This window comes from Pantoea sp. Acro-807, from assembly GCF_011752675.1.
In the GTDB taxonomy this organism is placed as follows: Bacteria; Pseudomonadota; Gammaproteobacteria; order Enterobacterales; family Enterobacteriaceae; genus Pantoea; species Pantoea eucrina.
In genome coordinates this window covers 41,771-62,010 of sequence record NZ_VWXE01000007.1, presented here as the reverse complement: position 1 = coordinate 62,010, position 20,240 = coordinate 41,771, and the positions used below count along the sequence as shown (strand labels likewise).

General features: G+C 57.4%; 16 protein-coding genes and 1 riboswitch. Of the genes, 5 read left to right on the top strand and 11 right to left on the bottom strand.

Translation table 11 applies throughout. The features are described from left to right. Nucleotide 1 precedes the first annotated feature (1 nt). The 10 genes from mraY to ilvI all read right to left on the bottom strand — a co-directional run bounded on the left by mraY (nt 2) and on the right by ilvI (nt 11,325). Nucleotides 2-1,084, bottom strand: a complete 1,083-nt coding sequence (gene mraY / locus F3J39_RS15235; RefSeq protein ID WP_039382574.1) for a phospho-N-acetylmuramoyl-pentapeptide-transferase — start codon at nt 1,082-1,084, stop codon at nt 2-4. Beyond that, nucleotides 1,078-2,439 (bottom strand): UDP-N-acetylmuramoyl-tripeptide--D-alanyl-D-alanine ligase, encoded by a 1,362-nt coding sequence (murF, locus tag F3J39_RS15230; protein WP_039382572.1) that lies wholly within the window; start codon nt 2,437-2,439, stop codon nt 1,078-1,080. The genes mraY and murF overlap by 7 nt, the downstream gene beginning before the upstream one ends. After that, complete coding sequence (gene murE / locus F3J39_RS15225; RefSeq protein WP_039382570.1) at nt 2,436-3,923, bottom strand: UDP-N-acetylmuramoyl-L-alanyl-D-glutamate--2,6-diaminopimelate ligase; 1,488 nt, start codon at nt 3,921-3,923, stop codon at nt 2,436-2,438. Before murE ends, murF begins: the two co-directional genes overlap by 4 nt. After that, the gene (locus F3J39_RS15220) at nt 3,910-5,676 is read right to left on the bottom strand and encodes a peptidoglycan glycosyltransferase FtsI (protein WP_039382568.1); all 1,767 of its coding nucleotides are present in this window, start codon (nt 5,674-5,676) and stop codon (nt 3,910-3,912) included. Before F3J39_RS15220 ends, murE begins: the two co-directional genes overlap by 14 nt. A gap of 16 nt (nt 5,677-5,692) precedes the next feature. After that, nucleotides 5,693-6,013 (bottom strand): cell division protein FtsL, encoded by a 321-nt coding sequence (ftsL, locus tag F3J39_RS15215; RefSeq protein WP_039382567.1) that lies wholly within the window; start codon nt 6,011-6,013, stop codon nt 5,693-5,695. Continuing rightward, the gene (gene rsmH / locus F3J39_RS15210) at nt 6,010-6,951 is read right to left on the bottom strand and encodes a 16S rRNA (cytosine(1402)-N(4))-methyltransferase RsmH (RefSeq protein ID WP_039382565.1); all 942 of its coding nucleotides are present in this window, start codon (nt 6,949-6,951) and stop codon (nt 6,010-6,012) included. Before rsmH ends, ftsL begins: the two co-directional genes overlap by 4 nt. A gap of 2 nt (nt 6,952-6,953) precedes the next feature. Then, nucleotides 6,954-7,412, bottom strand: coding sequence for a division/cell wall cluster transcriptional repressor MraZ (gene mraZ, locus F3J39_RS15205; RefSeq protein ID WP_039382563.1), 459 nt, complete (start codon nt 7,410-7,412; stop codon nt 6,954-6,956). Nucleotides 7,413-7,898: 486 nt separating this feature from the next. Further along, the gene (cra, locus tag F3J39_RS15200) at nt 7,899-8,909 is read right to left on the bottom strand and encodes a catabolite repressor/activator (protein WP_039382560.1); all 1,011 of its coding nucleotides are present in this window, start codon (nt 8,907-8,909) and stop codon (nt 7,899-7,901) included. Between the two features lie 197 nt (nt 8,910-9,106). Continuing rightward, nucleotides 9,107-9,598, bottom strand: coding sequence for an acetolactate synthase small subunit (ilvN, locus tag F3J39_RS15195; protein ID WP_039382558.1), 492 nt, complete (start codon nt 9,596-9,598; stop codon nt 9,107-9,109). A 2-nt stretch (nt 9,599-9,600) separates the two neighbouring features. Further along, nucleotides 9,601-11,325, bottom strand: coding sequence for an acetolactate synthase 3 large subunit (ilvI, locus tag F3J39_RS15190; RefSeq protein WP_039382556.1), 1,725 nt, complete (start codon nt 11,323-11,325; stop codon nt 9,601-9,603). Nucleotides 11,326-12,234: 909 nt separating this feature from the next. Between ilvI and leuA the strand changes: the two genes are divergently transcribed. From leuA to leuD, 4 genes are read left to right on the top strand one after another with little or no spacing between them, the layout of a single operon-like run. After that, nucleotides 12,235-13,797, top strand: a complete 1,563-nt coding sequence (gene leuA, locus F3J39_RS15180) for a 2-isopropylmalate synthase (RefSeq protein ID WP_039382552.1) — start codon at nt 12,235-12,237, stop codon at nt 13,795-13,797. 2 nt (nt 13,798-13,799) lie between these two features. Then, nucleotides 13,800-14,891 carry a 3-isopropylmalate dehydrogenase gene (gene leuB / locus F3J39_RS15175; protein ID WP_039382550.1) on the top strand — a complete coding sequence of 364 codons (1,092 nt, stop codon included), beginning with the start codon at nt 13,800-13,802 and terminating at the stop codon, nt 14,889-14,891. A gap of 2 nt (nt 14,892-14,893) precedes the next feature. After that, a complete protein-coding gene (gene leuC, locus F3J39_RS15170) occupies nt 14,894-16,300 on the top strand; it encodes a 3-isopropylmalate dehydratase large subunit (RefSeq protein WP_039382549.1) in 1,407 nt (468 codons plus the stop codon). 3 nt (nt 16,301-16,303) lie between these two features. Then, a complete protein-coding gene (gene leuD / locus F3J39_RS15165; protein WP_104085543.1) occupies nt 16,304-16,909 on the top strand; it encodes a 3-isopropylmalate dehydratase small subunit in 606 nt (201 codons plus the stop codon). A gap of 35 nt (nt 16,910-16,944) precedes the next feature. Here leuD and F3J39_RS15160 read toward each other — a convergent pair whose 3' ends face one another. After that, entirely contained in the window at nt 16,945-18,150 is a 1,206-nt protein-coding gene (locus F3J39_RS15160; protein ID WP_104085544.1) for an MFS transporter, read from the bottom strand. Between the two features lie 256 nt (nt 18,151-18,406). Between F3J39_RS15160 and sgrR the strand changes: the two genes are divergently transcribed. Further along, nucleotides 18,407-20,068 carry an HTH-type transcriptional regulator SgrR gene (gene sgrR / locus F3J39_RS15155; protein WP_108569989.1) on the top strand — a complete coding sequence of 554 codons (1,662 nt, stop codon included), beginning with the start codon at nt 18,407-18,409 and terminating at the stop codon, nt 20,066-20,068. A 35-nt stretch (nt 20,069-20,103) separates the two neighbouring features. After that, nucleotides 20,104-20,199, top strand: a riboswitch (TPP riboswitch). Nucleotides 20,200-20,240 lie beyond the last annotated feature (41 nt).

Here is a 20,240-nt window from a genome sequence, read left to right as displayed (position 1 = left end):
ATTAACGCACCTTCAGCGTAGCCAGGCCAATCAGCACCAGCATCAGCGAAATAATCCAGAAGCGCACGATAACGCGCGGTTCCGGCCAGCCCTTGAGTTCATAGTGGTGATGAATAGGCGCCATGCGGAAAATACGCTGGCCGCGCAGTTTAAAGGAGCCGACCTGCAGGATCACCGACAGCGTTTCAACCACAAATACGCCACCCATAATCACCAGCAGAAACTCCTGACGCAGCAGCACCGCCAGCGTGCCCAGCGCGCCGCCCAGCGCCAGTGACCCGACGTCACCCATGAAAACCTGTGCCGGATAGGTGTTAAACCACAGGAACCCGAGCCCGGCCCCGACAATCGCGGTGCAGACAATAACCAGCTCACCCGCGTGACGCAGATAGGGGATATGCAGATATTCAGCAAACTTCACGTTGCCGGTTGCCCAGGCGACCAGCGCAAAACCGGCAGCGACAAACACCGTTGGCATAATTGCCAGGCCATCAAGACCATCGGTAAGGTTCACGGCGTTGCCGGTGCCCACAATGACAAAGTAGGCCAGCACCACATAAAACAGACCCAGCTGCGGCATCACATCTTTAAAGAAGGGCACCACCAGCTGCGTGGCAGGCGTATCTTTGCCAGCCACAAACAGCGCAAATGCCACGCCGAGTGAGATCACCGACATCCAGAAATATTTCCAGCGCGCGATAAGCCCTTTGGTATCTTTGCGCACCACTTTACGGTAATCGTCAACAAAGCCAATGGCGCCAAAGCCGAGCAGTACCACCAGTACACACCAGACATAGGGATTGGAAGGGTAAGCCCACATCAGTACGGAGATGGTGATTGATGTCAGGATCATGATGCCGCCCATGGTCGGCGTGCCGCGTTTGCTAAAGTGCGACTCCGGGCCATCATTACGTACCACCTGGCCAATCTGCAGCTTCTGCAGCCAGGCGATCAGGCGCGGTCCCATCCATAATGAGATAAACAGAGCGGTCAGCAGGCTGACAATGGCGCGAAACGTCAGATAGGAAAAGACGTTAAAACCGGAATAAAATGCGACCAGATGTTCGGCCAGCCAGACTAGCATGTTCCTTTCTCCTTCAGTCCCTGTACTACCTGCTCCATGGCGGCACTACGTGAACCTTTAACTAAAATAGTGATCTCAGGATGCTGCGCGAGCAGCGCCTGCAGATGGGCGATCAGCGCGGCTTTGCTGGCAAAATGCTGGCCTCTGCCGCTGCTGTCGCTGATAAAGTGGCTGAGCTGACCGGTGCTGAGCACGGCATCCACGCCGGCAGCCTGTGCTGCGGCGCCCACCTGACGGTGGCACGCTTCCGCTTCCTCGCCCAGCTCGCCCATATCGCCTACCACCATAACGCGGAAGCCGGGCATCTCACCCAGCACCTGCGCGGCGGCCGTCATCGAACCCACGTTTGCGTTATAACTGTCATCCAGCAGCAACTGTGTCGCCGAGAGACGCACCGGGAAGAGACGTCCCGGCACCGGCTGCAGCATTTTCAGGCCAGACTGGATGGCGGTCAGCGGTGCGTCGACCGACAGGGCCAGTGCTGCGGCGGCCAGCGCGTTGGCAATATTATGGCGGCCCGGCAGCGGCAGCTCGATAGCGATATCTCCGCGCGGCGTGTGCAGCGTAAAGCAGGTCACGTCAGGCCGCAGTACGATATCGCTGGCGCGAAACTCCGCATCAGTCAGCGGCTGCGGCGAAAAGTGCCACAGCGTTCTGCCGGCAAAATAGGGCTGCCAGTTAGCGAGATCGTGACTGTCGGCATTTACAATCGCCGTGCCGTGCAGCGGTAAACCGGCAAAGATTTCGCCTTTGGCTTTCGCCACGCCTGCCAGTGATCCAAAACCTTCGAGATGCGCCGCTGCGAGATTGTTGACCAGCGCGGTCTCCGGCTGTACCAGCGCCGTGGTGTAGGCGATTTCGCCCTGATGGTTAGCGCCAAGTTCGATAACCGCATACTGATGTGCCGCGGTCAGACGCAGCAGCGTCATCGGCACGCCGTAGTCGTTATTCAGGTTACCGGCGGTGTAGAGCGTTTCGCCACACTGGCGTAAAATTGCCGCCGTCATCTCTTTCACTGAGGTTTTACCCGATGAGCCGGTCAGCGCCACGACGCGCGCGGTCGACTGCTGACGTACCCAGGCACCAAGCTGGCCGAACGCAATGCGCGTATCCGCCACCACCACCTGCGGCAGCGCAACCGGTAACTGCCGGCTCACCAGCAGCGCCTGCGCCCCGCTGTTCATCGCCTGCTCAGCAAAGTCGTGCGCGTCAAAACGCTCACCCACCAGCGCCACAAACAGGCAGCCTGCGGTGACTTTACGGGTATCGGTCGTGACTTCATGCAGGGTCGCATCGCTGCCGTGCAGCGTACCGCCGCTGATGTCAGCCAGCGTTTGCAGCGTAATCGGGATCATGCCATTACTCCCAGCAGTCGGGCGACGGTGTCGCGGTCCGAGTAATCGAGACGACGATTGCCGATAATCTGATAATCTTCATGTCCCTTGCCGGCGACCAGCACGATATCTTCAGCTTTTGCCTGCATCACGGCGCTGGTCACCGCCTGCGCCCGGCCAGGCACGACGCGTGCGCGACCCGGATCGAGCAGTCCGGTCAGAATATCGTCCACAATCGCGGCGGGATCTTCGCTGCGCGGATTGTCATCGGTGATCACCACCACGTCAGCAAACTGTTCAGCAATCGCCCCCATCAGCGGACGTTTGCCTTTGTCGCGGTCGCCGCCGCAGCCGAATACGCACCAGAGCTGGCCCTTACAGTGAAGGCGCGCCGCTTCCAGCGCTTTCTCCAGCGCATCCGGGGTGTGCGCGTAATCCACCACAACGGTGGCTTTGCCCGCTGCACTGAAGACTTCCATGCGTCCGCATACCGGCTGCAGGTCTGCAGCGGTTGCCACTAAACTCTCCAGCGGATAGTCCATCGTCAGCAGCGTAGCCAGCGCCAGCAGCAGATTGCTGACGTTAAAGGCGCCCATCAGGCGGCTGTCAAAAGAGCCATCTCCCCAGCTGGAGCTGAAGCGCACGCGTGCGCCACCGTCGTGATACGCGACTTCAGTGGCATGGAGCCAGCGCCCGTGCCAGCCGGATGGCAGGTTGTTTGCCATGGTTACCGCGACCGCATCGGGCAGCTGCTGCAGCCAGCGATAGCCGGTCTCATCATCAGCGTTGATGATTGCGTCACCGATCTGATGTTCAGAAAAGAGCAGCCACTTGGCTGACTCATAGCTTTGCATGTCACCGTGGTAGTCGAGATGGTCGCGGCTCAGATTGGTAAATACCGCCGCAGCAAACGGCAATGCCGCCACGCGGTGCTGTACCAGGCCATGCGACGAGACCTCCATCGCTGCCAGGGTGGCGCCCTGCCCCACTAAGTCGTGCAGGATATGCTGAACCTCAACGGCCGAGCCGGTGGTGTTCTCTGCTGGCAGCAGCTGGCCATACAGGCCGTTACCCACGGTACCCATCACCGCGCCCGTTTCGCCCAGCAGGTTAGCCCACTGTGCAATCAGCTGGGTGGTGGTGGTCTTGCCATTCGTCCCGGTAACGCCTGCCAGCTTCAGCTTGCTGCCCGGCTGCTGATAAAAGCGTCCCGCCAGCGCGGAGAGGCGCTGCGGCAGCTGCGCCAGATAGATCACCGGCACGCCGTGCAGTTCACGGATATCGCCGTCACTGGCCTCGCCTTCCGCTTCGGCAATCACGGCGGCAACGCCCTGCGCAATGGCCTGCGGGATAAAGCGCCGGCCATCAGCATGATGGCCCGCTACGGCGATAAACAGATCGCCGGCCGCCGCCGCGCGGCTGTCCAGCGTCATGTCACGAAGGGGACGCGCCGGCGCGCCGGCCACCCAGGGGGCCAGTAAATCGCGCAGGTTACGATCTGTCACTTGATGCCTCACTTCTGTTCTTCACTAATTCGTTTTTATCCACGACAGGCAGTGCGTCCGGCTCAATATTCATGGTGCGCAATACGCCGCCCATGATGGCGCCAAACACCGGCGCAGAGACTGCACCGCCATAATATTTACCGGCCTGCGGATCGTTAATCACCACGACCAGCGCAAAACGCGGCTGGCTGGCTGGTGCCACACCGGCGGTGTAGGCGATATACTTATTGACGTAGCGGCCATCGGGACCGACCTTTTTCGCGGTGCCGGTTTTAATCGCAATGCGATATCCTTTGATAGCGGCTTTTACCCCACCGCCGCCAGGCAGTGCCACGCTCTCCATCATATGCATTACCGTTCTGACCAGGTTCTCCGGAAAGACGCGCTCACCTGCAACCGGCGGATCCACTTTGGTAATGGAGAGAGGACGATTGATACCGTAGCTGCCAATCGTTGCGTAGACTCGCGCTAACTGTAACGGCGTTACCATTAGCCCGTAGCCGAAAGAGAAGGTGGCCCTCTCTATGTCAGACCACCGTTGTTTTTGAGGGTATAAGCCACTGCTTTCCCCGACCAGCCCCAAATTGGTCGGTTTACCCAGTCCAAAGCGCGCGTAAGTATCTACTAGCGCTGAGGAGGGCATCGCTAACGCCAGACGTGAAACCCCGACGTTACTCGACTTCTGTAAGACCCCGGTCAGGGTCAGTTCGTTATAGCGCGCCACATCTTTGATCTCATGACCGTTTACGCGGTATGGCACGGTGTTCAGTACACTGTTCTCTTTCACCACCCCACGCTGCAGCGCAGTCATCACCACCATGGGCTTCACCGTTGAGCCCGGCTCAAAAATGTCGGTGATGGCGCGGTTACGCATGACATCTTTTGGCGTATTGCTGAGGTTATTCGGGTTGTAGGCAGGGCTGTTTGCCATTGCCAGGACTTCGCCCGTGCTGACATCAACCAGCACCGCCGTGCCCGACTCTGCTTTGTTAAAGGCGACCGCATTATTGAGCTCGCGATAGACCAGCGCCTGCAGCCGCTCATCAATACTCAGCGTCAGATTGTGTGCGGCACGGCTGTCGACCGACGAGATATCTTCAATGACGCGCCCGAAGCGATCTTTACGCACCGTACGCTCGCCTGGCGCGCCCGTCAGCCATTTGTCGAAGCTTTTCTCAATCCCTTCGATGCCCTGTCCGTCAATGTTGGTGAAACCAATCAGATGCGCGGTGACCTGACCGGCCGGATAGTAGCGGCGCGACTCCTGGCGCAGATAAATACCCGGCAGCTTCAGTTTTTTCACATAGTCGCCAATGGCCGGATTAACCTGACGCGCCAGATAGATAAAGCGTCCTTTGGGGTTGGCGTTGATGCGCGCGGCCAGCTGATCCAGCGGGATCGACAGCGCATCTGAGAGCGCTTTCCAGCGGCTATCAAGGGTGACGCCGCCGTGACCAATCAGCTCTTTGGGATCGGCCCAGATAGCATTAACCGGTACGCTGACCGCCAGCGGACGCCCGGCGCGGTCGCTGATCATGCCGCGTGCCGTCGGCACCTCCTGCACGCGCAGCGAGCGCAGATCGCCCTCTTTAACCAGCCGATCGGGCTTGATCACCTGCAGCCAGGCGACGCGCGACAGCAGCCCGCCCAGCGCGAGTAAAATACAGCCGCACAGCAAAGCAAAACGCCAGCTTACAAAGCTGGCCTTATCTTCCTGTTTTTTTAACTTCAGCGTTTTGCCTGCGCCGCTCATTGAGGTCTGCGATTCCTTATTTCTGCACCACAATATTTTCCTGAGAAGGATCAACGTGCCGCAGCTGCAGCTTATCGGTTGCGATCCGCTCTACCCGGCTGTGATCGCCAAGCGCGTTCTCTTCCAGAATCAGGTTGCGCCATTCGATATCCAGCGCATCGCGCTCCAGCACCAGCTGTTCACGCTGCGCCGTTAGCAGGCGCGTTTTGTGCGTTGTGGTCACGACCAGTACCGAAGAGACCAGTACGGCAATCAGCAACAACACCGGGATCTTGCCAAAGCGCAGCAGGTCTCCGCCGATGACGCCGGGGAGACTGTGCCGCTCATTGCCAATCATGGCGCGGTCCTTTCAGCAATACGCAGCACCGAGCTGCGCGCGCGCGGGTTTTCCCGCACCTCTGCTTCGCCCGGAATGAGCTTGCCCAGCGTTTTCAGCTCGCGTCCGCCCAGCGCTTTCAGCTGGCTTTCCGTCATCGGAATTCCCGCCGGAACCTGCGGACCACGGCTTTGATCGCGCATAAAACGCTTCACCAGGCGATCTTCAAGAGAGTGGAAGCTGATGATGGATAAACGGCCACCCGGAGCCAGAACAGAAAGCGCGCCTTTGAGTGCGGTATCAATCTCTTCCAGCTCACTGTTGATCCAGATACGAATAGCCTGAAAGCTGCGCGTTGCCGGGTGCTTAAATTTATCTTTTACCGGCGTCGCGGCGGCAATGACTTCAGCCAGCTCTTTTGTGCGCGTCATCGGCTGCTCCCGATTGCGCTCTGTAATGGCGCGTGCAATGCGCTTCGCGAAACGCTCTTCGCCGTATGTTTTCAGCACAAAGGCGATATCAGCTTCTTCTGCCTGCAGCAGCCATTCAGCGGCAGAGTGACCCCGCGTGGGATCCATGCGCATGTCCAGCGGCCCGTCGCGCATAAACGAAAAGCCGCGCTCGGCGTCGTCCAGCTGCGGTGAGGAGACGCCCAGATCCAGCAGGACGCCACTGATTTTCCCGGTCAGCCCGCGCGCGTCGACATAGTCTGCCAGCGCTGAGAAAGGACCGTGCACAATAGAAAAGCGCGGATCGTTAATCTCAGCGGCGGCCGCAATTGCCTGCGGATCGCGATCGATGGCCAGCAGCTGTCCATTTTCGCCAAGCTGCGAAAGGATCAGGCGTGAGTGGCCACCGCGACCAAAGGTGCCGTCAATGTAAATGCCGTCTTCCCTGATATTAAGGCCGTTTACCGCCTCATCCAGCAGCACCGTGGTATGTTTAAAATTTTCCTGCATAGCTATAGCGATAAGTCCTGCAACCGCTCAGATAGAGGTTCCTGAGCTGAATGTTCTGCGTCAATATCATCCCTGACTTGTTGATACCAGGTCTGTTCATCCCACAATTCAAACTTGTTGAACTGCCCAACCAGCATCACTTCTTTTTTCAGTCCCGCATGCTGCCTTAAGGTATTTGCCAGCAGCAGCCGGCCTGCACTATCCATCTGGCATTCGCTGGCATGTCCGAGCAGCAGACGCTGTACGCGTCGCTCTGCCGGATTCATACTGGATAAGCGAGCCAGTTTTTTCTCAATAATTTCCCATTCGGGCAGGGTATAAAGCAGCAGGCAGGGCTGATGCAGGTCGATAGTAGAGACCATCTGACCCTGAGACTCTGCGAGCAGTAATTCGCGATAGCGCACCGGAACCGCTAACCGCCCTTTACTGTCGAGATTGACTAACGTTGCCCCGCGGAACATGCCAGCCTGACTCCTCAGCTACCGTTTTCACCACTTTATCCCACTTTTTACCACGAAACGAGTTTACGGAGCCGATGAAAACATTGTCAAGCCGCAACGGCAGGTGAATATCACTCTTTACATCCCGGAAAAATAAGCGGAAAGCGAAATAAAAAAGCGTGCGGAATGGCAAAGCAAAATTAAACCGATGAATAACAGTATAAAAATATCTGCTTACTTCAGACATGATTAAATTTGATTCAGATTTGGCTTAAGTACAGCAGCGCAGGGTTATGCGACAGCGGCGGCATTTTAGGGGATTTCTGAACGGAAGCCCAGCGCAAGCGCTTGGTGGCAGGGATTAAAAATGACTAACTTTTATCCAGCAGGATTAAATTGCTCGCTGTTTTGTGAAAATTAATGGCTGTTATTTACGCTTTTTTACGTCAGATAATTAATTGCCCGCCAGATAGTGAATAAATGGCGGGTATCATCGCGTCCGCTAACTCATTTTGTCAGGCGGCTTAACTGGCCACGATGAAATAAGTTACGGCGAATGCGCGTTAATCCGGGTTTGGGTTTGCGCGGCTCATCAAGAGACGCCAGCACCAGTTCCAGAACCCGCTCTGCAACGTCGCGATGACGCTGTCCCACCGCCAGTACCGGACAATCAAGGAAATCGAGTAATTCGTGATCGCCAAACGTGGCGATCGCCAGATCTTTTGGCAGCCGCCCTTCTCGTTTCAGCGTGACATCCATTACGCCCTGCAGCAGACCAAATGATGTGGTAAAAAGCGCATCAGGCATGGGATTTTCGTCCAGATAACGCTCAAACAGGGCAGCGGCGGCCGCGCGATCAAAACTGTTGCAGTAGAGGTAACTGACTGAACGCTCATCATCCTGCCAGGCTTCGCGGAAGCCCATTTCACGCAGAAAACTCACGGAAAGCTCCGGTAGCGCGCCCATAAACAGTACGTTTTTCACCGGGAGCTGACGCAATTCAGCCGCCAGCGCGCGCGCATCATCCTGATCGGCACCGACAACGCTGGTAAAGTGCTCACGATCCAGCGCGCGATCCAGCGCGACAATCGGCAGCGGATCGTTTATCCAGCGCTGGTAGAACGGGTGCTCCGGCGGCAGCGAAGTGGAGACGATGATTGCATCGACCTGACGCTGCAGCAGATGCTCGATACAGCGCATCTCGTTATCAGGCTGATCTTCTGAACAGGCGATAAGCAGCTGATAGCCGCGCTGGCGCGCCTGACGCTCCAGATAATTAGCAATACGCGTATAGCTGGTGTTTTCGAGATCGGGGATCACCAGTCCGATAGAGCGCGTGCGCCCTGCACGCAGGCCGGCAGCGACCGCATTGGGGTGGTAGTTATACTCGCGTACCACCGCCATCACTTTCTCAACCGTTTTGTCGCTGACACGATACTGCCGCGCTTTACCATTGATCACATAGCTGGCGGTGGTACGCGAGACGCCGGCCAGACGCGCAATTTCATCCAGTTTCACGATAACACCTTCATGTCGATAAGCCAGAGCTGGCGGAGATATCCGCAACGTAGCTGTGGATAAAATCTTTGTTACATCTAACCGCAGAAAACCGGCCTGAGCAACCGCTTTTCATCAGCAAACAAAGCTGGCGCATAAAATAAAAAAACCCGGCATTACGCCGGGTTAGAGTAAAGTGCAGTGATAACAGAGCGGGATTAACGCATGATGCGCTCGCCGCGTGATACGCCAACGATACCTGAACGTGCCACCTCAACAATCTCTGCTACTTCGCGTACGCTGTTGAGAAACGCATCCAGCTTGTCGCTGGTGCCTGCCAGCTGAACCGTGTAAAGCGTCGGTGTGACATCAACAATCTGTCCGCGAAAAATCTCCGCGCTGCGTTTCACTTCTTCACGGCCATAGCCGCTGGCCTGAATTTTGACCAGCATGATCTCACGCTCAACGTAAGCGCCCTGCCCCAGTTCAGTGACGCGCAGTACATCCACCAGCTTATGCAGCTGCTTCTCAATCTGCTCAATCACTTTTTCATCGCCCACGGTCTGAATGGTCATGCGCGACAGAGTAGGATCGTCGGTGGGCGCAACGGTCAGGCTCTCAATGTTATAACCGCGCTGGGAGAAAAGTCCGACCACGCGGGATAACGCGCCCGACTCATTCTCCAGCAGCACCGATAGAATACGACGCATAATTAAGTCCTCTCCGTCTTGCTCAACCACATTTCATCCATTGAGCCGCCCCGAATCTGCATCGGATAGACGTGCTCGCTGCCATCAACGGTGACATCCACAAACACCAGTCGCCCTTTTGCCAGCGTATCCAGCGCCAGCTGCAGCTTCTCTTCCAGCTCGGCCGGATGCTGGATAGCGATGCCGACATGGCCATACGCCTCAGCCAGGCGGACAAAATCGGGCAGCGACTCCATATAGGATTGTGAATGGCGTCCGGAATAGATCATATCCTGCCACTGTTTCACCATGCCGAGGAAACGGTTGTTCAGATTGAGCACCAGCACAGGCAGATCGTACTGCAGCGCTGTCGATAGCTCCTGAATGTTCATCTGGATGCTGCCATCGCCGGTGACACAGATTACCGTCTCTTCCGGCAGCGCCATCTTCACGCCCAGCGCAGCCGGCAGGCCAAAGCCCATGGTGCCAAGGCCACCGGAGTTGATCCAGCGACGCGGCTTGTCAAACGGGTAATAGAGTGCAGCAAACATCTGGTGCTGTCCGACATCAGAGGTCACGTAAGCCTCGCCGCCCGTCAGACGCGCGATTGTCTCTATCACCGCCTGCGGTTTGATCTTATCGCTGCTGCGATCGAACTCCAGACACTTACGGCTGCGCCAGGTTTCAATGTTCTGCCACCAGTCGCGCAGGCTGTCGTGCTGCTGCTGCGTGTCGCTCTGCGCCAGCAGCTCCAGCATCTGCACCAGCGTCTGTTTTGCATCGCCAACGATCGGAATATCTGCGCTGACCGTTTTTGAAATAGACGTCGGATCAACATCAATGTGCATGATGGTGGCATTCGGGCAATATTTTGCCAGATTGTTGGTGGTGCGATCGTCAAAGCGGACGCCGATGCCGAAGATCAAATCGGCGTTGTGCATCGTCATGTTGGCTTCATACGTGCCGTGCATGCCCAGCATGCCGACGCACTGACGGTGCGTGCCAGGAAACGCACCCAGCCCCATCAGCGAGGTGGTTACCGGGATGTTAAGCTGCTCAGCCAGCTGGCGCAGTTCCGCTTCGCATCCTGACGTGATCGCCCCGCCACCGGCATAGATTACCGGTTTATGCGCAGCCAGCAGCGTCTGCAGTGCACGCTTGATCTGACCTTTATGGCCCTGCAGGGTCGGATTATAAGAGCGCATGCTGACGCTTTCCGGCCAGGCATACGGCAGCTTGTTCGCCGGATTAAGGATATCTTTAGGCAGATCGATCACGACCGGGCCAGGGCGTCCGCTGGCCGCCAGCCAGAACGCTTTTTTCAGTACAGTGGGGATCTCTTCCGTGCTTTTTACCAGAAAGCTGTGTTTGACCACCGGCCGGGAGATACCGACCATGTCACACTCCTGAAACGCATCATAGCCAATCAGCGATGAGGGCACCTGGCCTGACAGGATGACCAGCGGAATCGAATCCATATAGGCGGTTGCGATACCGGTGATGGCATTCGTCGCCCCCGGTCCAGACGTCACCAGCACCACGCCAACTTCGCCGGTTGCCCGTGCCAGACCATCTGCCATATGCACTGCGCCCTGTTCGTGACGCACCAGTACATGGTCAATTCCACCGACCGTCTGCAGCGCATCATAGATATCGAGCACTGCTCCGCCCGGATAACCGAATACCTGTTTTACGCCCTGATCGATCAACGAACGGACGACCATTTCGGCTCCTGACAACATCTCCATTTTCTGCCTCCAGGCGTCAGAAACAGCCGCGACGGGCAGCGCTGTCCAGCGCACGGTGTCGCATCTGTTCCCTTATCGCCAATTAAGATCAAAATCTTATGTTTATGCTCAGAAGAAGGAATTCATTTCCGCCTTCCAGATATCGGGAATCTACCTGAATGAATTCTTTTGAGAGTAGGACGATTACCATAACCGCAGAGCCTGCGGGCTGCAAACTGCCAGGGCCTGCGACATGCGTTCTCTGACACGCAAGCCTCTGACGTGTCGGGTCAGGGTGCGATGAATAAACTAATCGGCAGGCATAAATTCAGAGGAATATGCTGGTCTGAAGATTATTTTCAGCGAGTTGTAAGAAATATATTTTTGTTATCGCCTGTTGCATCAGCCCACAATGTTTTTAACTTCTTTCTTTGCCGTGTGATTAACGTCAAAAATTGCCAGAGGCATTATATTATTCTGCCTTGCAGCCTGAGATTTGTATTTTCATCTGCCGCATACATTAAAATACAACAATAAAATCAACAAGTTAATCAAAATAATCGCTTTATGATAGCGTACATTACATCTGCCCCTGCGATGCAGCACGCTATTTTTTTCGCGATCCTCCACAGGCGTCAATATTTCCAGCAGATCGCGCTTTTGGCGTAAGAAAAATAGCCGCTGGTTCAGGGTTGACATCACATCGCCAATCCAGTACCAATATGTACAGCACACATTTTATGGGGTCTGATTCATGTTTCGTTCTTTCCGCCTACTCGGTCTACTACTAAACGCATCCAGTTTGCGCGGTAGACTCGTGGGCGAAATCAACAACTGATTCCAACCCGCTGAAAGTTAAAAACCCGCGCCACTGCGCGGGTTTTTTTATGCTCGTTGCACCGGCGAAGTTAATGCAAAAGGAAGATAACCATGAGCCAGCAAGTTATTATTTTCGATACCACTCTGCGCGACGGCGAACAGGCGTTACAGGCCAGCCTGAGTGTTAAAGAAAAATTGCAGATCGCCCTGGCGCTGGAAAGAATGGGCGTGGACGTAATGGAAGTGGGTTTCCCGGTCTCTTCACCCGGTGACTTTGAATCGGTACAGACCATTGCCCGTACGATTAAAAACAGCCGCGTCTGCGGGCTGGCGCGCTGTGTCGAGAAAGATATTGATGCCGCTTACGAATCACTGCGCGTCGCCGATGCGTTCCGTATTCACACCTTTATCGCTACCTCACCGATGCATATTGCAACCAAGCTGCGCAGCACGCTGCCGGAAGTGATTGAGCGCGCGGTGCACATGGTAAAACGCGCACGTAACTACACCGATGATGTGGAGTTCTCCTGTGAAGATGGCGGGCGCACGCCGATTGACGATCTCTGCCGCATGGTTGAAGCCGCCATCAGCGCCGGTGCTACCACCATTAATATTCCCGATACCGTTGGCTATACCCTGCCTGGCGAATACGCCAATATTATCGGGCAGCTGGTTAACCGCGTGCCTAACATCGACAAAGCGATTCTGTCAGTGCACACCCATGATGATTTAGGGATGGCAACCGGCAACGCTATTGCTGCGGTACTGGCGGGCGCGCGTCAGGTTGAAGGCACGCTGAATGGTCTGGGCGAGCGCGCCGGTAACTGCGCGCTGGAAGAGGTGATCATGGCGATCAAAACCCGCCAGCAGATCATGAACGTTCACACCGCTATCAACCACCAGGAGATCTACCGCACCAGCCAGATTGTCAGCCAGATCTGCAACATGCCAATTCCGGCGAACAAAGCGGTGGTCGGCTCAAATGCGTTTGCGCACTCCTCCGGCATTCATCAGGATGGCGTGCTGAAAAACCGTGAAAACTACGAAATTCTGACGCCTGAATCGATCGGCCTGCACAAAATTCAGCTGAACCTCACCTCCCGCTCCGGACGCGCGGCGGTAAAACATCGTATGGAAGAGATGGGCTATAAAGAGGCTGACTACAACCTCGACGCGCTGTATGACGCCTTCCTGAAGCTGGCCGATAAGAAAGGTCAGGTGTTTGACTACGATCTGGAAGCGCTCGCCTTTATCAACAAACAACATGAAGAGCCGGAATTTTTCCAGCTCAACGAATTCAACGTGCAGACCGGCTCCAGCGTCACGGCAACCGCTTCAGTCCAGCTCGGCTATGGTGAAGAGACCAAAGCGGATGCGGCCACCGGCAACGGTCCGGTTGACGCGGTCTATCAGGCGATCAACCGCATTACCGGCTTTGACGCCGAGCTGGTGAACTACAAGCTGACGGCGAAAGGTCACGGCGAAAATGCCCTGGGCCAGGTGGATATCGTAGTGAACTACAACGGACGCAAGTTCCACGGCGTAGGTCTCGCTACCGATATCGTTGAATCCTCTGCCAAAGCGATGATCAACGCACTGAACAACATCTGGCGAGCCCGACAGGTCGAAAAAGAACTGCAGCGTAAATTTAAAGAACAGAAGGAAACGGTGTAACTATGACTCACTCATATCATATTGCGGTCATGCCTGGCGACGGAATCGGCCCGGAAGTGATGGCGCAGGCGATGAAAGTGCTCGACGCGGTTCGCACCCGCTTTGGCATGCGTATCACCACCAGCGAATATGATGTTGGCGGTATCGCCATCGATCGTCACGGTGAACCACTGCCGCCTGCGACCGTAGCCGGGGCTGAGCAGGCAGACGCGATTCTGTTTGGCTCCGTTGGCGGCCCGAAGTGGGAGCATCTGCCGCCGGCTGGCCAGCCGGAGCGCGGGGCGCTGCTGCCGCTGCGCAAGCATTTCAGACTGTTCAGCAATCTGCGCCCTGCCGCGCTCTATAAAGGTCTTGAAGCATTTTGCCCGCTGCGCAGCGATATCGCGGCGCGCGGTTTTGATATTCTCTGCGTACGTGAGCTCACCGGCGGCATCTACTTTGGCCAGCCAAAAGGACGCGAAGGCAGCGGTGCACACGAGCGGGCATTCGATACCGAGGTTTACCACCGCTTTGAGATTGAGCGCATTGCACGTAACGCCTTTGAAGCCGCACGCAAGCGCCGGGGTCATGTCACCTCCATCGACAAAGCTAACGTGCTGCAGAGTTCGGTGATGTGGCGCGAAATCGTGAATGAAGTGGCAAAAGCGTATCCTGACGTGCAGCTGGCGCATATGTATATCGACAATGCCACCATGCAGCTGATCAAAGATCCGTCGCAGTTTGATGTCCTGCTCTGCTCCAACCTGTTTGGCGACATTCTCTCTGATGAGTGCGCCATGATCACCGGGTCGATGGGCATGCTGCCGTCAGCCAGCCTGAACGAAGAGGGTTTTGGCCTGTTTGAACCCGCTGGCGGCTCTGCGCCGGATATCGCCGGACAAAATATCGCTAACCCGATTGCCCAGATCCTGTCGCTGTCGATGCTGCTGCGCTTCAGCCTGAACGCCGCCGACGCGGCGAATGCTATCGAACAGGCGGTCAGCCAGGCGCTGGAAGCGGGCCATCGCACCCGCGATCTGGCGGGCGACGGCCCTGCTGTCAGTACGGATGAAATGGGTAGCCTCATCGCGGGCTTCATTGCCGGAGAAAAATAAAAATGAAAAGCTTATACCAGAAGTTATTTGACGCACATGTCGTTCACGAAGCGCCCGATGAAACGCCGCTGCTCTATATTGACCGTCACCTGATCCACGAAGTGACCTCCCCGCAGGCGTTCGACGGCCTGCGCGCGCACGGCCGTAAAGTGCGTCAGCCGGAAAAAACCTTTGCCACCATGGATCACAACGTTTCAACCCAGACGAAAGATATCAATGCGTCGGGTGAAATGGCGCGGATTCAGATGCAGGAACTGATGAAGAACTGCGATGAGTTCGGCATTCAGCTCTACGACCTGAACCATCCCTTCCAGGGCATCGTTCACGTGATCGGGCCGGAACAGGGCATGACCCTGCCAGGTATGACCATCGTCTGCGGCGACTCACATACCGCCACGCACGGCGCCTTTGGTTCACTGGCGTTTGGTATCGGCACTTCGGAAGTTGAGCATGTGTTTGCCACTCAGACGCTGAAGCAGGGTCGGGCGAAAACCATGAAAATCAATGTGTCGGGCGCCGCTGCGCCGGGCATTACGGCGAAAGATATCGTGCTGGCGATCATCGGTAAAACCGGCAGCGCCGGCGGCACTGGCTATGTGGTGGAGTTCTGCGGCCCGGCGATTGAAGCGCTGAGCATGGAAGGCCGCATGACGCTGTGCAATATGGCGATTGAGATGGGCGCGAAAGCGGGTCTGGTGGCGCCGGATGACACCACGTTCGCCTACCTGAAAGATAAGCAGTTTGCGCCGAAAGGCGACGACTGGGAGCAGGCCGTGGCCTACTGGCGCACGCTGAAGTCAGATCCGGACGCAGCGTTTGACAGCGTGGTGACGCTGAACGCCGCCGATATTGCCCCGCAGGTCACCTGGGGCACCAATCCGGGTCAGGTGATGGCGGTGGATCAGGCGATACCCGATCCCGCCTCGTTTGCCGATCCGGTTGAGCGCGCCTCCGCTGAAAAAGCGCTGGCTTACATGAACCTGCAGCCGGGCGTGAAGCTGACCGACGTGGCTATCGATAAAGTCTTTATTGGCTCCTGCACTAACTCACGCATTGAGGATCTGCGCGCTGCCGCGGCGGTTGCCAAAGGGCGTAAAGTGGCACCCGGCGTAGTCGCGATGGTCGTGCCGGGTTCCGGTCCGGTTAAAGCGCAGGCGGAAGCGGAAGGTCTGGATAAAATCTTTCTTGAGGCGGGCTTTGAGTGGCGTCTGCCGGGCTGCTCTATGTGTCTTGCCATGAACAACGATCGCCTGAATCCGGGCGAGCGCTGCGCCTCGACCAGCAACCGCAACTTTGAAGGCCGTCAGGGCCGTGGCGGCCGTACGCACCTGGTCAGCCCGGCGATGGCTGCCGCCGCAGCGGTCTCCGGCCGTTTTGCCGATATTCGTGAACTGACTCAGGGAGCTTAAGCGATGGCGACTAAATTTACGCAGCACACCGGTATTGTCGCGCCACTGGATGCGGCCAACGTGGATACCGATGCCATTATTCCAAAGCAGTTTCTGCAGAAGGTCACCCGCACCGGCTTCGGTGCCCACCTGTTTCACGACTGGCGTTTTGACGATGATGCCGGCACACAGCCTACCGCCAGCTTTGTGCTTAACAAGCCTGAGTTTGCCGGTGCCAGCATTCTGCTGGCGCGCGAGAACTTCGGCTGCGGCTCCTCCCGTGAGCACGCCCCCTGGGCGCTGACCGACTTCGGTTTCCATGTCGTCATTGCGCCAAGCTTTGCCGATATCTTTTACGGCAACAGCTTTAACAATCAGCTGCTGCCGGTGCGACTGAGCGAAGAGGATGTTGACGCACTGTTCCGGCTGGTTGACGCCAGTCCGGGCATGCGCTTTACGGTGGATCTGGAAGCACAGACGGTCACGGCAGGCGATAAGATCTATACGTTTGAGATCGACAGCTTCCGCCGCCACTGCATGATTAACGGCCTGGACAGTATCGGCCTGACGCTGCAGCATGAAGAGTCGATCGCGCGCTACGAGCAGCAGCAGCCCGCTTTCCTGCGATAATGATTAAACGCCGCTACGTCAGGTAGCGGCACGCTTTACGCGCCGGCGATCTCCGTCGCCGGCTTCACATCGCGCACGCGCGCGACCAGCAGCAGCGCCAGCACGGACATGCCCAGCGCCACCTGATAAACCGATTCATGCCCGAAGCGCTCGCTCAGGATCCCCTGCAGCAGCCCGGCCACGATCAGCCCGGTGGAGATGGAGGTGGTAAACAGCGTTGTTGCCGCGCCCGCCCGGCCGGGCATCAGATCCTGAAACCAGAGCATGCCAATACCGGCGATAATGCCGATAAAAGCGGCGTTAAACAGCTGCAGCAGCATCAGCGCAGTTTTTGAGGTAAACAGCACCAGCCCGAGATAAAAGAGAATTGCTGCCACGCCCGCCACCAGCATCAGCGCACGCTTGCCGACGCGCTTCGCGTAAAAGCCCGCCAGCAGCATAATCGGGATCTCCAGGCCGGCGGCCGTTCCCATCAGCAGGCCCGCCAGCTTTTCAGGCAGCCCCAGCGTGTTGCTCATGTAGAGCGGCATATCAATAAAGTACATGGTGTTGCACGCCCACATGATTACTGAGGCGATAAACAGCAGCATCACCTGCGCATCTTTCCACGGGCTGACCTGCAGCAGCAGCTGCTCCGGCGTCGCCACCACGCGCGGTACCGACGGCAGGCCGCGCCAGATCAGCAACATACTCAGTAAAAACATGCCCGCCACCACGGCGAACAGCGTGACGAAACCGAAATTGAGCGCCAGCGCAAATGAGAGCGGCGGACCGATGACCCACGCCAGCGACAGCTGCGCCCGCATCACCGAACTGAACATCACCACTTCACGCGCTGATGCGTCCGCGTACTCCCGCGCCAGCGCAAATATCTGCGGCATTGCGACGCTGGCCAGCGCGGAGAGCAGCACGCCCAGGCTTATCAGCGTGGCGTAGTGACGGTTAAACGCAAACAGCAGCGCGTTCAGAATAGCCATCAGGCAGCAAAAGAGGATCAGGTGGCGCCGGTCGCCGCGCGTGTCGGAGCGCTTTGCTACCAGCATACTGATCACAATGCCGCCGAGTGCGTTAATGGTGAAAAAGAGCCCGACCCAGAAGGGGCGTACCTGCACTTCGCGGGTCAGAAACAGGCTGAGGGTCGGTGCCTGCAGCGCACCCGCAACGCCCGCCATAAAGGTGACAGCCATAAAAGCGAGATAGACCGGATCGGGGCGGCGCTGCCGCGTTAACAGCGACTTCATGCAGAAATCCCTTTGGAAAAAACAGAAAAGAGTAGCGAAAGAGCGTAGACGATTTCACACCGCTATGAAAAAAGCCAGCAGAGAAAAATCTGCTGGCGGTGTAATTGCACCCTACTCAGAAAAATGTGCCACACGGGCGACACAGCTGGTTGAGCGCCACCCGGATCGGGTGCCTCCCGCTCTTCCATTGAGTGGCAGTATGCCTCTATTATAGGGCAATAAACACTGAGCGAAATCGCCACGGAGTTCCCCTTTTATGCCTTCGGCCCGTCTGCAGCAGCAATTTATTCGTCTCTGGCAGCAGTGTGAAGGTCAGGATCGGGCGACAACGCTTGATGCACTGGCCAGCACTCTGCACTGTTCGCGGCGCCATATGCGCAACCTGCTTCAGGCGATGCAGCGTGAAGGCTGGCTGACCTGGCAGGCTGAGGCGGGACGCGGAAAGCGTTCGCAGCTGCGCTTCCGCTGTACCGGTCTGGCGCTGCAGCAGCAGCGTGCAGAAGCGCTGCTGGAGCAGGACGGTATTGACCAGCTGGTTCAGCTGGTTGGCGACAAAGCGCAGGTGCGGCAGATGATTGCCGCCCACCTGGGCCGCAGCGTGCGTCAGGGAAAACATATTCTGCGCGTGCTTTACTACCGTCCGCTGCAGAACCTGCTGCCCGCCTCGCCGCTGCGCCGCTCGGAAACGCATCTGGCCCGCCAGATCTTCAGCGGCCTGACGCGCATAAATGAGGAAAACGGGGAAATTGAACCCGATATTGCTCATCACTGGCAGCAACTCTCCGCGCAGCAGTGGCGCTTTTATCTGCGTCCGGCCATCCGCTTTCATCACGGGCGCGAGCTGGAGATGGCAGATATTCTTGATTCGCTGCAGCGCAGCGCCGCTCTGCCGCTGTTTGCGCATATCTCGCAGCTGCACTCGCCGGCGCCCTGGACGCTGGATATCACTCTGACCCAGCCTGACAGCTGGCTGCCATGGCTGCTGGGCAGCGTCAGCGCCATGATCCTGCCGCGCGAATGGCCGTCCCTGCCCGACTTTGCCCGTCAGCCTGCCGGCTGCGGCCCTTACAGCGTGGTACGCAATCAGCAGACGCAGCTGAAAATTGCCGCGTTTGATGACTACTTTGGTTACCGGGCGCTGATTGACGAAGTCTCAATCTGGGTGCTGCCGGAAGTCAGTGACGAGCTGGTCTACTCTGGCGTAAAACTGCAGGGCAGCGAGGCGGATGAGATAGCGGAAGAGAGCCGTCTGGAGGAGGGCTGCTACTTCCTGCTGTTTGACCAGCGCTCCGCCTGGGGACGCCATGCCCGGTTCCGCCGCTGGGTCAGCGATCTGCTTAATCCGGTTACCCTGCTGCATCATGCCGATCCCGGCTATCAGCGTTACTGGTTTCCTGCCTGGGGCCTGCTGCCGCGCTGGCACCATCGCCGCGATCTGCGGGCGGCGGACAAGCCGGAAGGTCTGACCCGACTGACGTTAAGCTGGTACAGCGACCACGTCGAGCATGAAGGCATCGCCAGCGCGCTGCGTCCCCTGCTGGCGCAGCAGGGGGTGGAACTGATCACCCGGGTGGTGAGCTACGAAGCGTGGTTTGCCGGCGCCGGAGAGAGCGATATCTGGCTCGGCAGCGTTAACTTCACCCTGCCGCTGGAGTATGCGCTGTTTGCGCAGCTCTATGAGCTGCCGCTGATGCAGCACTGCATTCCGCTGGCGTGGCATGAGGATGCTGCGCGCTGGCGTGAGAAACGCCTGCCGCTGGCTGAGTGGGCGCGCCAGCTGGTAGATCAGGACTGGCTGCATCCGCTGTTTCACCACTGGCTGCTGCTGGAAGGCCAGCGCAGCATGCGCGGCGTACGGCTGAACACGCTGGGCTGGTTCGATTTTAAATCTGCCTGGTTTGCGCCGCCGGCGTTATGACGCTTTCACGCCGTGGCGGAAATGTCTACACTAAGCCGTTCTCAACGGGGTGTCTGCGTCGTCAGGCTGAGAGAAACCCGTCGAACCTGATCCGGTTAATACCGGCGTAGGGATTTGAGATGTGCCAGCCTCAGATCCTTTGCGACTCACTCATATCCTCTCCTTAAGGAGC

Coding starts and splice junctions, on each gene's coding strand:
- mraY (WP_039382574.1), bottom strand. CDS start 1,084: ATGCTAGTCTGGCTGGCCGAACATCTGGTCGCATTTTATTCCGGTTTT.
- murF (WP_039382572.1), bottom strand. CDS start 2,439: ATGATCCCGATTACGCTGCAAACGCTGGCTGACATCAGCGGCGGTACG.
- F3J39_RS15220 (WP_039382568.1), bottom strand. CDS start 5,676: ATGAGCGGCGCAGGCAAAACGCTGAAGTTAAAAAAACAGGAAGATAAG.
- ftsL (WP_039382567.1), bottom strand. CDS start 6,013: ATGATTGGCAATGAGCGGCACAGTCTCCCCGGCGTCATCGGCGGAGAC.
- rsmH (WP_039382565.1), bottom strand. CDS start 6,951: ATGCAGGAAAATTTTAAACATACCACGGTGCTGCTGGATGAGGCGGTA.
- mraZ (WP_039382563.1), bottom strand. CDS start 7,412: ATGTTCCGCGGGGCAACGTTAGTCAATCTCGACAGTAAAGGGCGGTTA.
- ilvN (WP_039382558.1), bottom strand. CDS start 9,598: ATGCGTCGTATTCTATCGGTGCTGCTGGAGAATGAGTCGGGCGCGTTA.
- ilvI (WP_039382556.1), bottom strand. CDS start 11,325: ATGGAGATGTTGTCAGGAGCCGAAATGGTCGTCCGTTCGTTGATCGAT.
- leuA (WP_039382552.1), top strand. CDS start 12,235: ATGAGCCAGCAAGTTATTATTTTCGATACCACTCTGCGCGACGGCGAA.
- leuB (WP_039382550.1), top strand. CDS start 13,800: ATGACTCACTCATATCATATTGCGGTCATGCCTGGCGACGGAATCGGC.
- leuC (WP_039382549.1), top strand. CDS start 14,894: ATGAAAAGCTTATACCAGAAGTTATTTGACGCACATGTCGTTCACGAA.
- leuD (WP_104085543.1), top strand. CDS start 16,304: ATGGCGACTAAATTTACGCAGCACACCGGTATTGTCGCGCCACTGGAT.
- F3J39_RS15160 (WP_104085544.1), bottom strand. CDS start 18,150: ATGAAGTCGCTGTTAACGCGGCAGCGCCGCCCCGATCCGGTCTATCTC.
- sgrR (WP_108569989.1), top strand. CDS start 18,407: ATGCCTTCGGCCCGTCTGCAGCAGCAATTTATTCGTCTCTGGCAGCAG.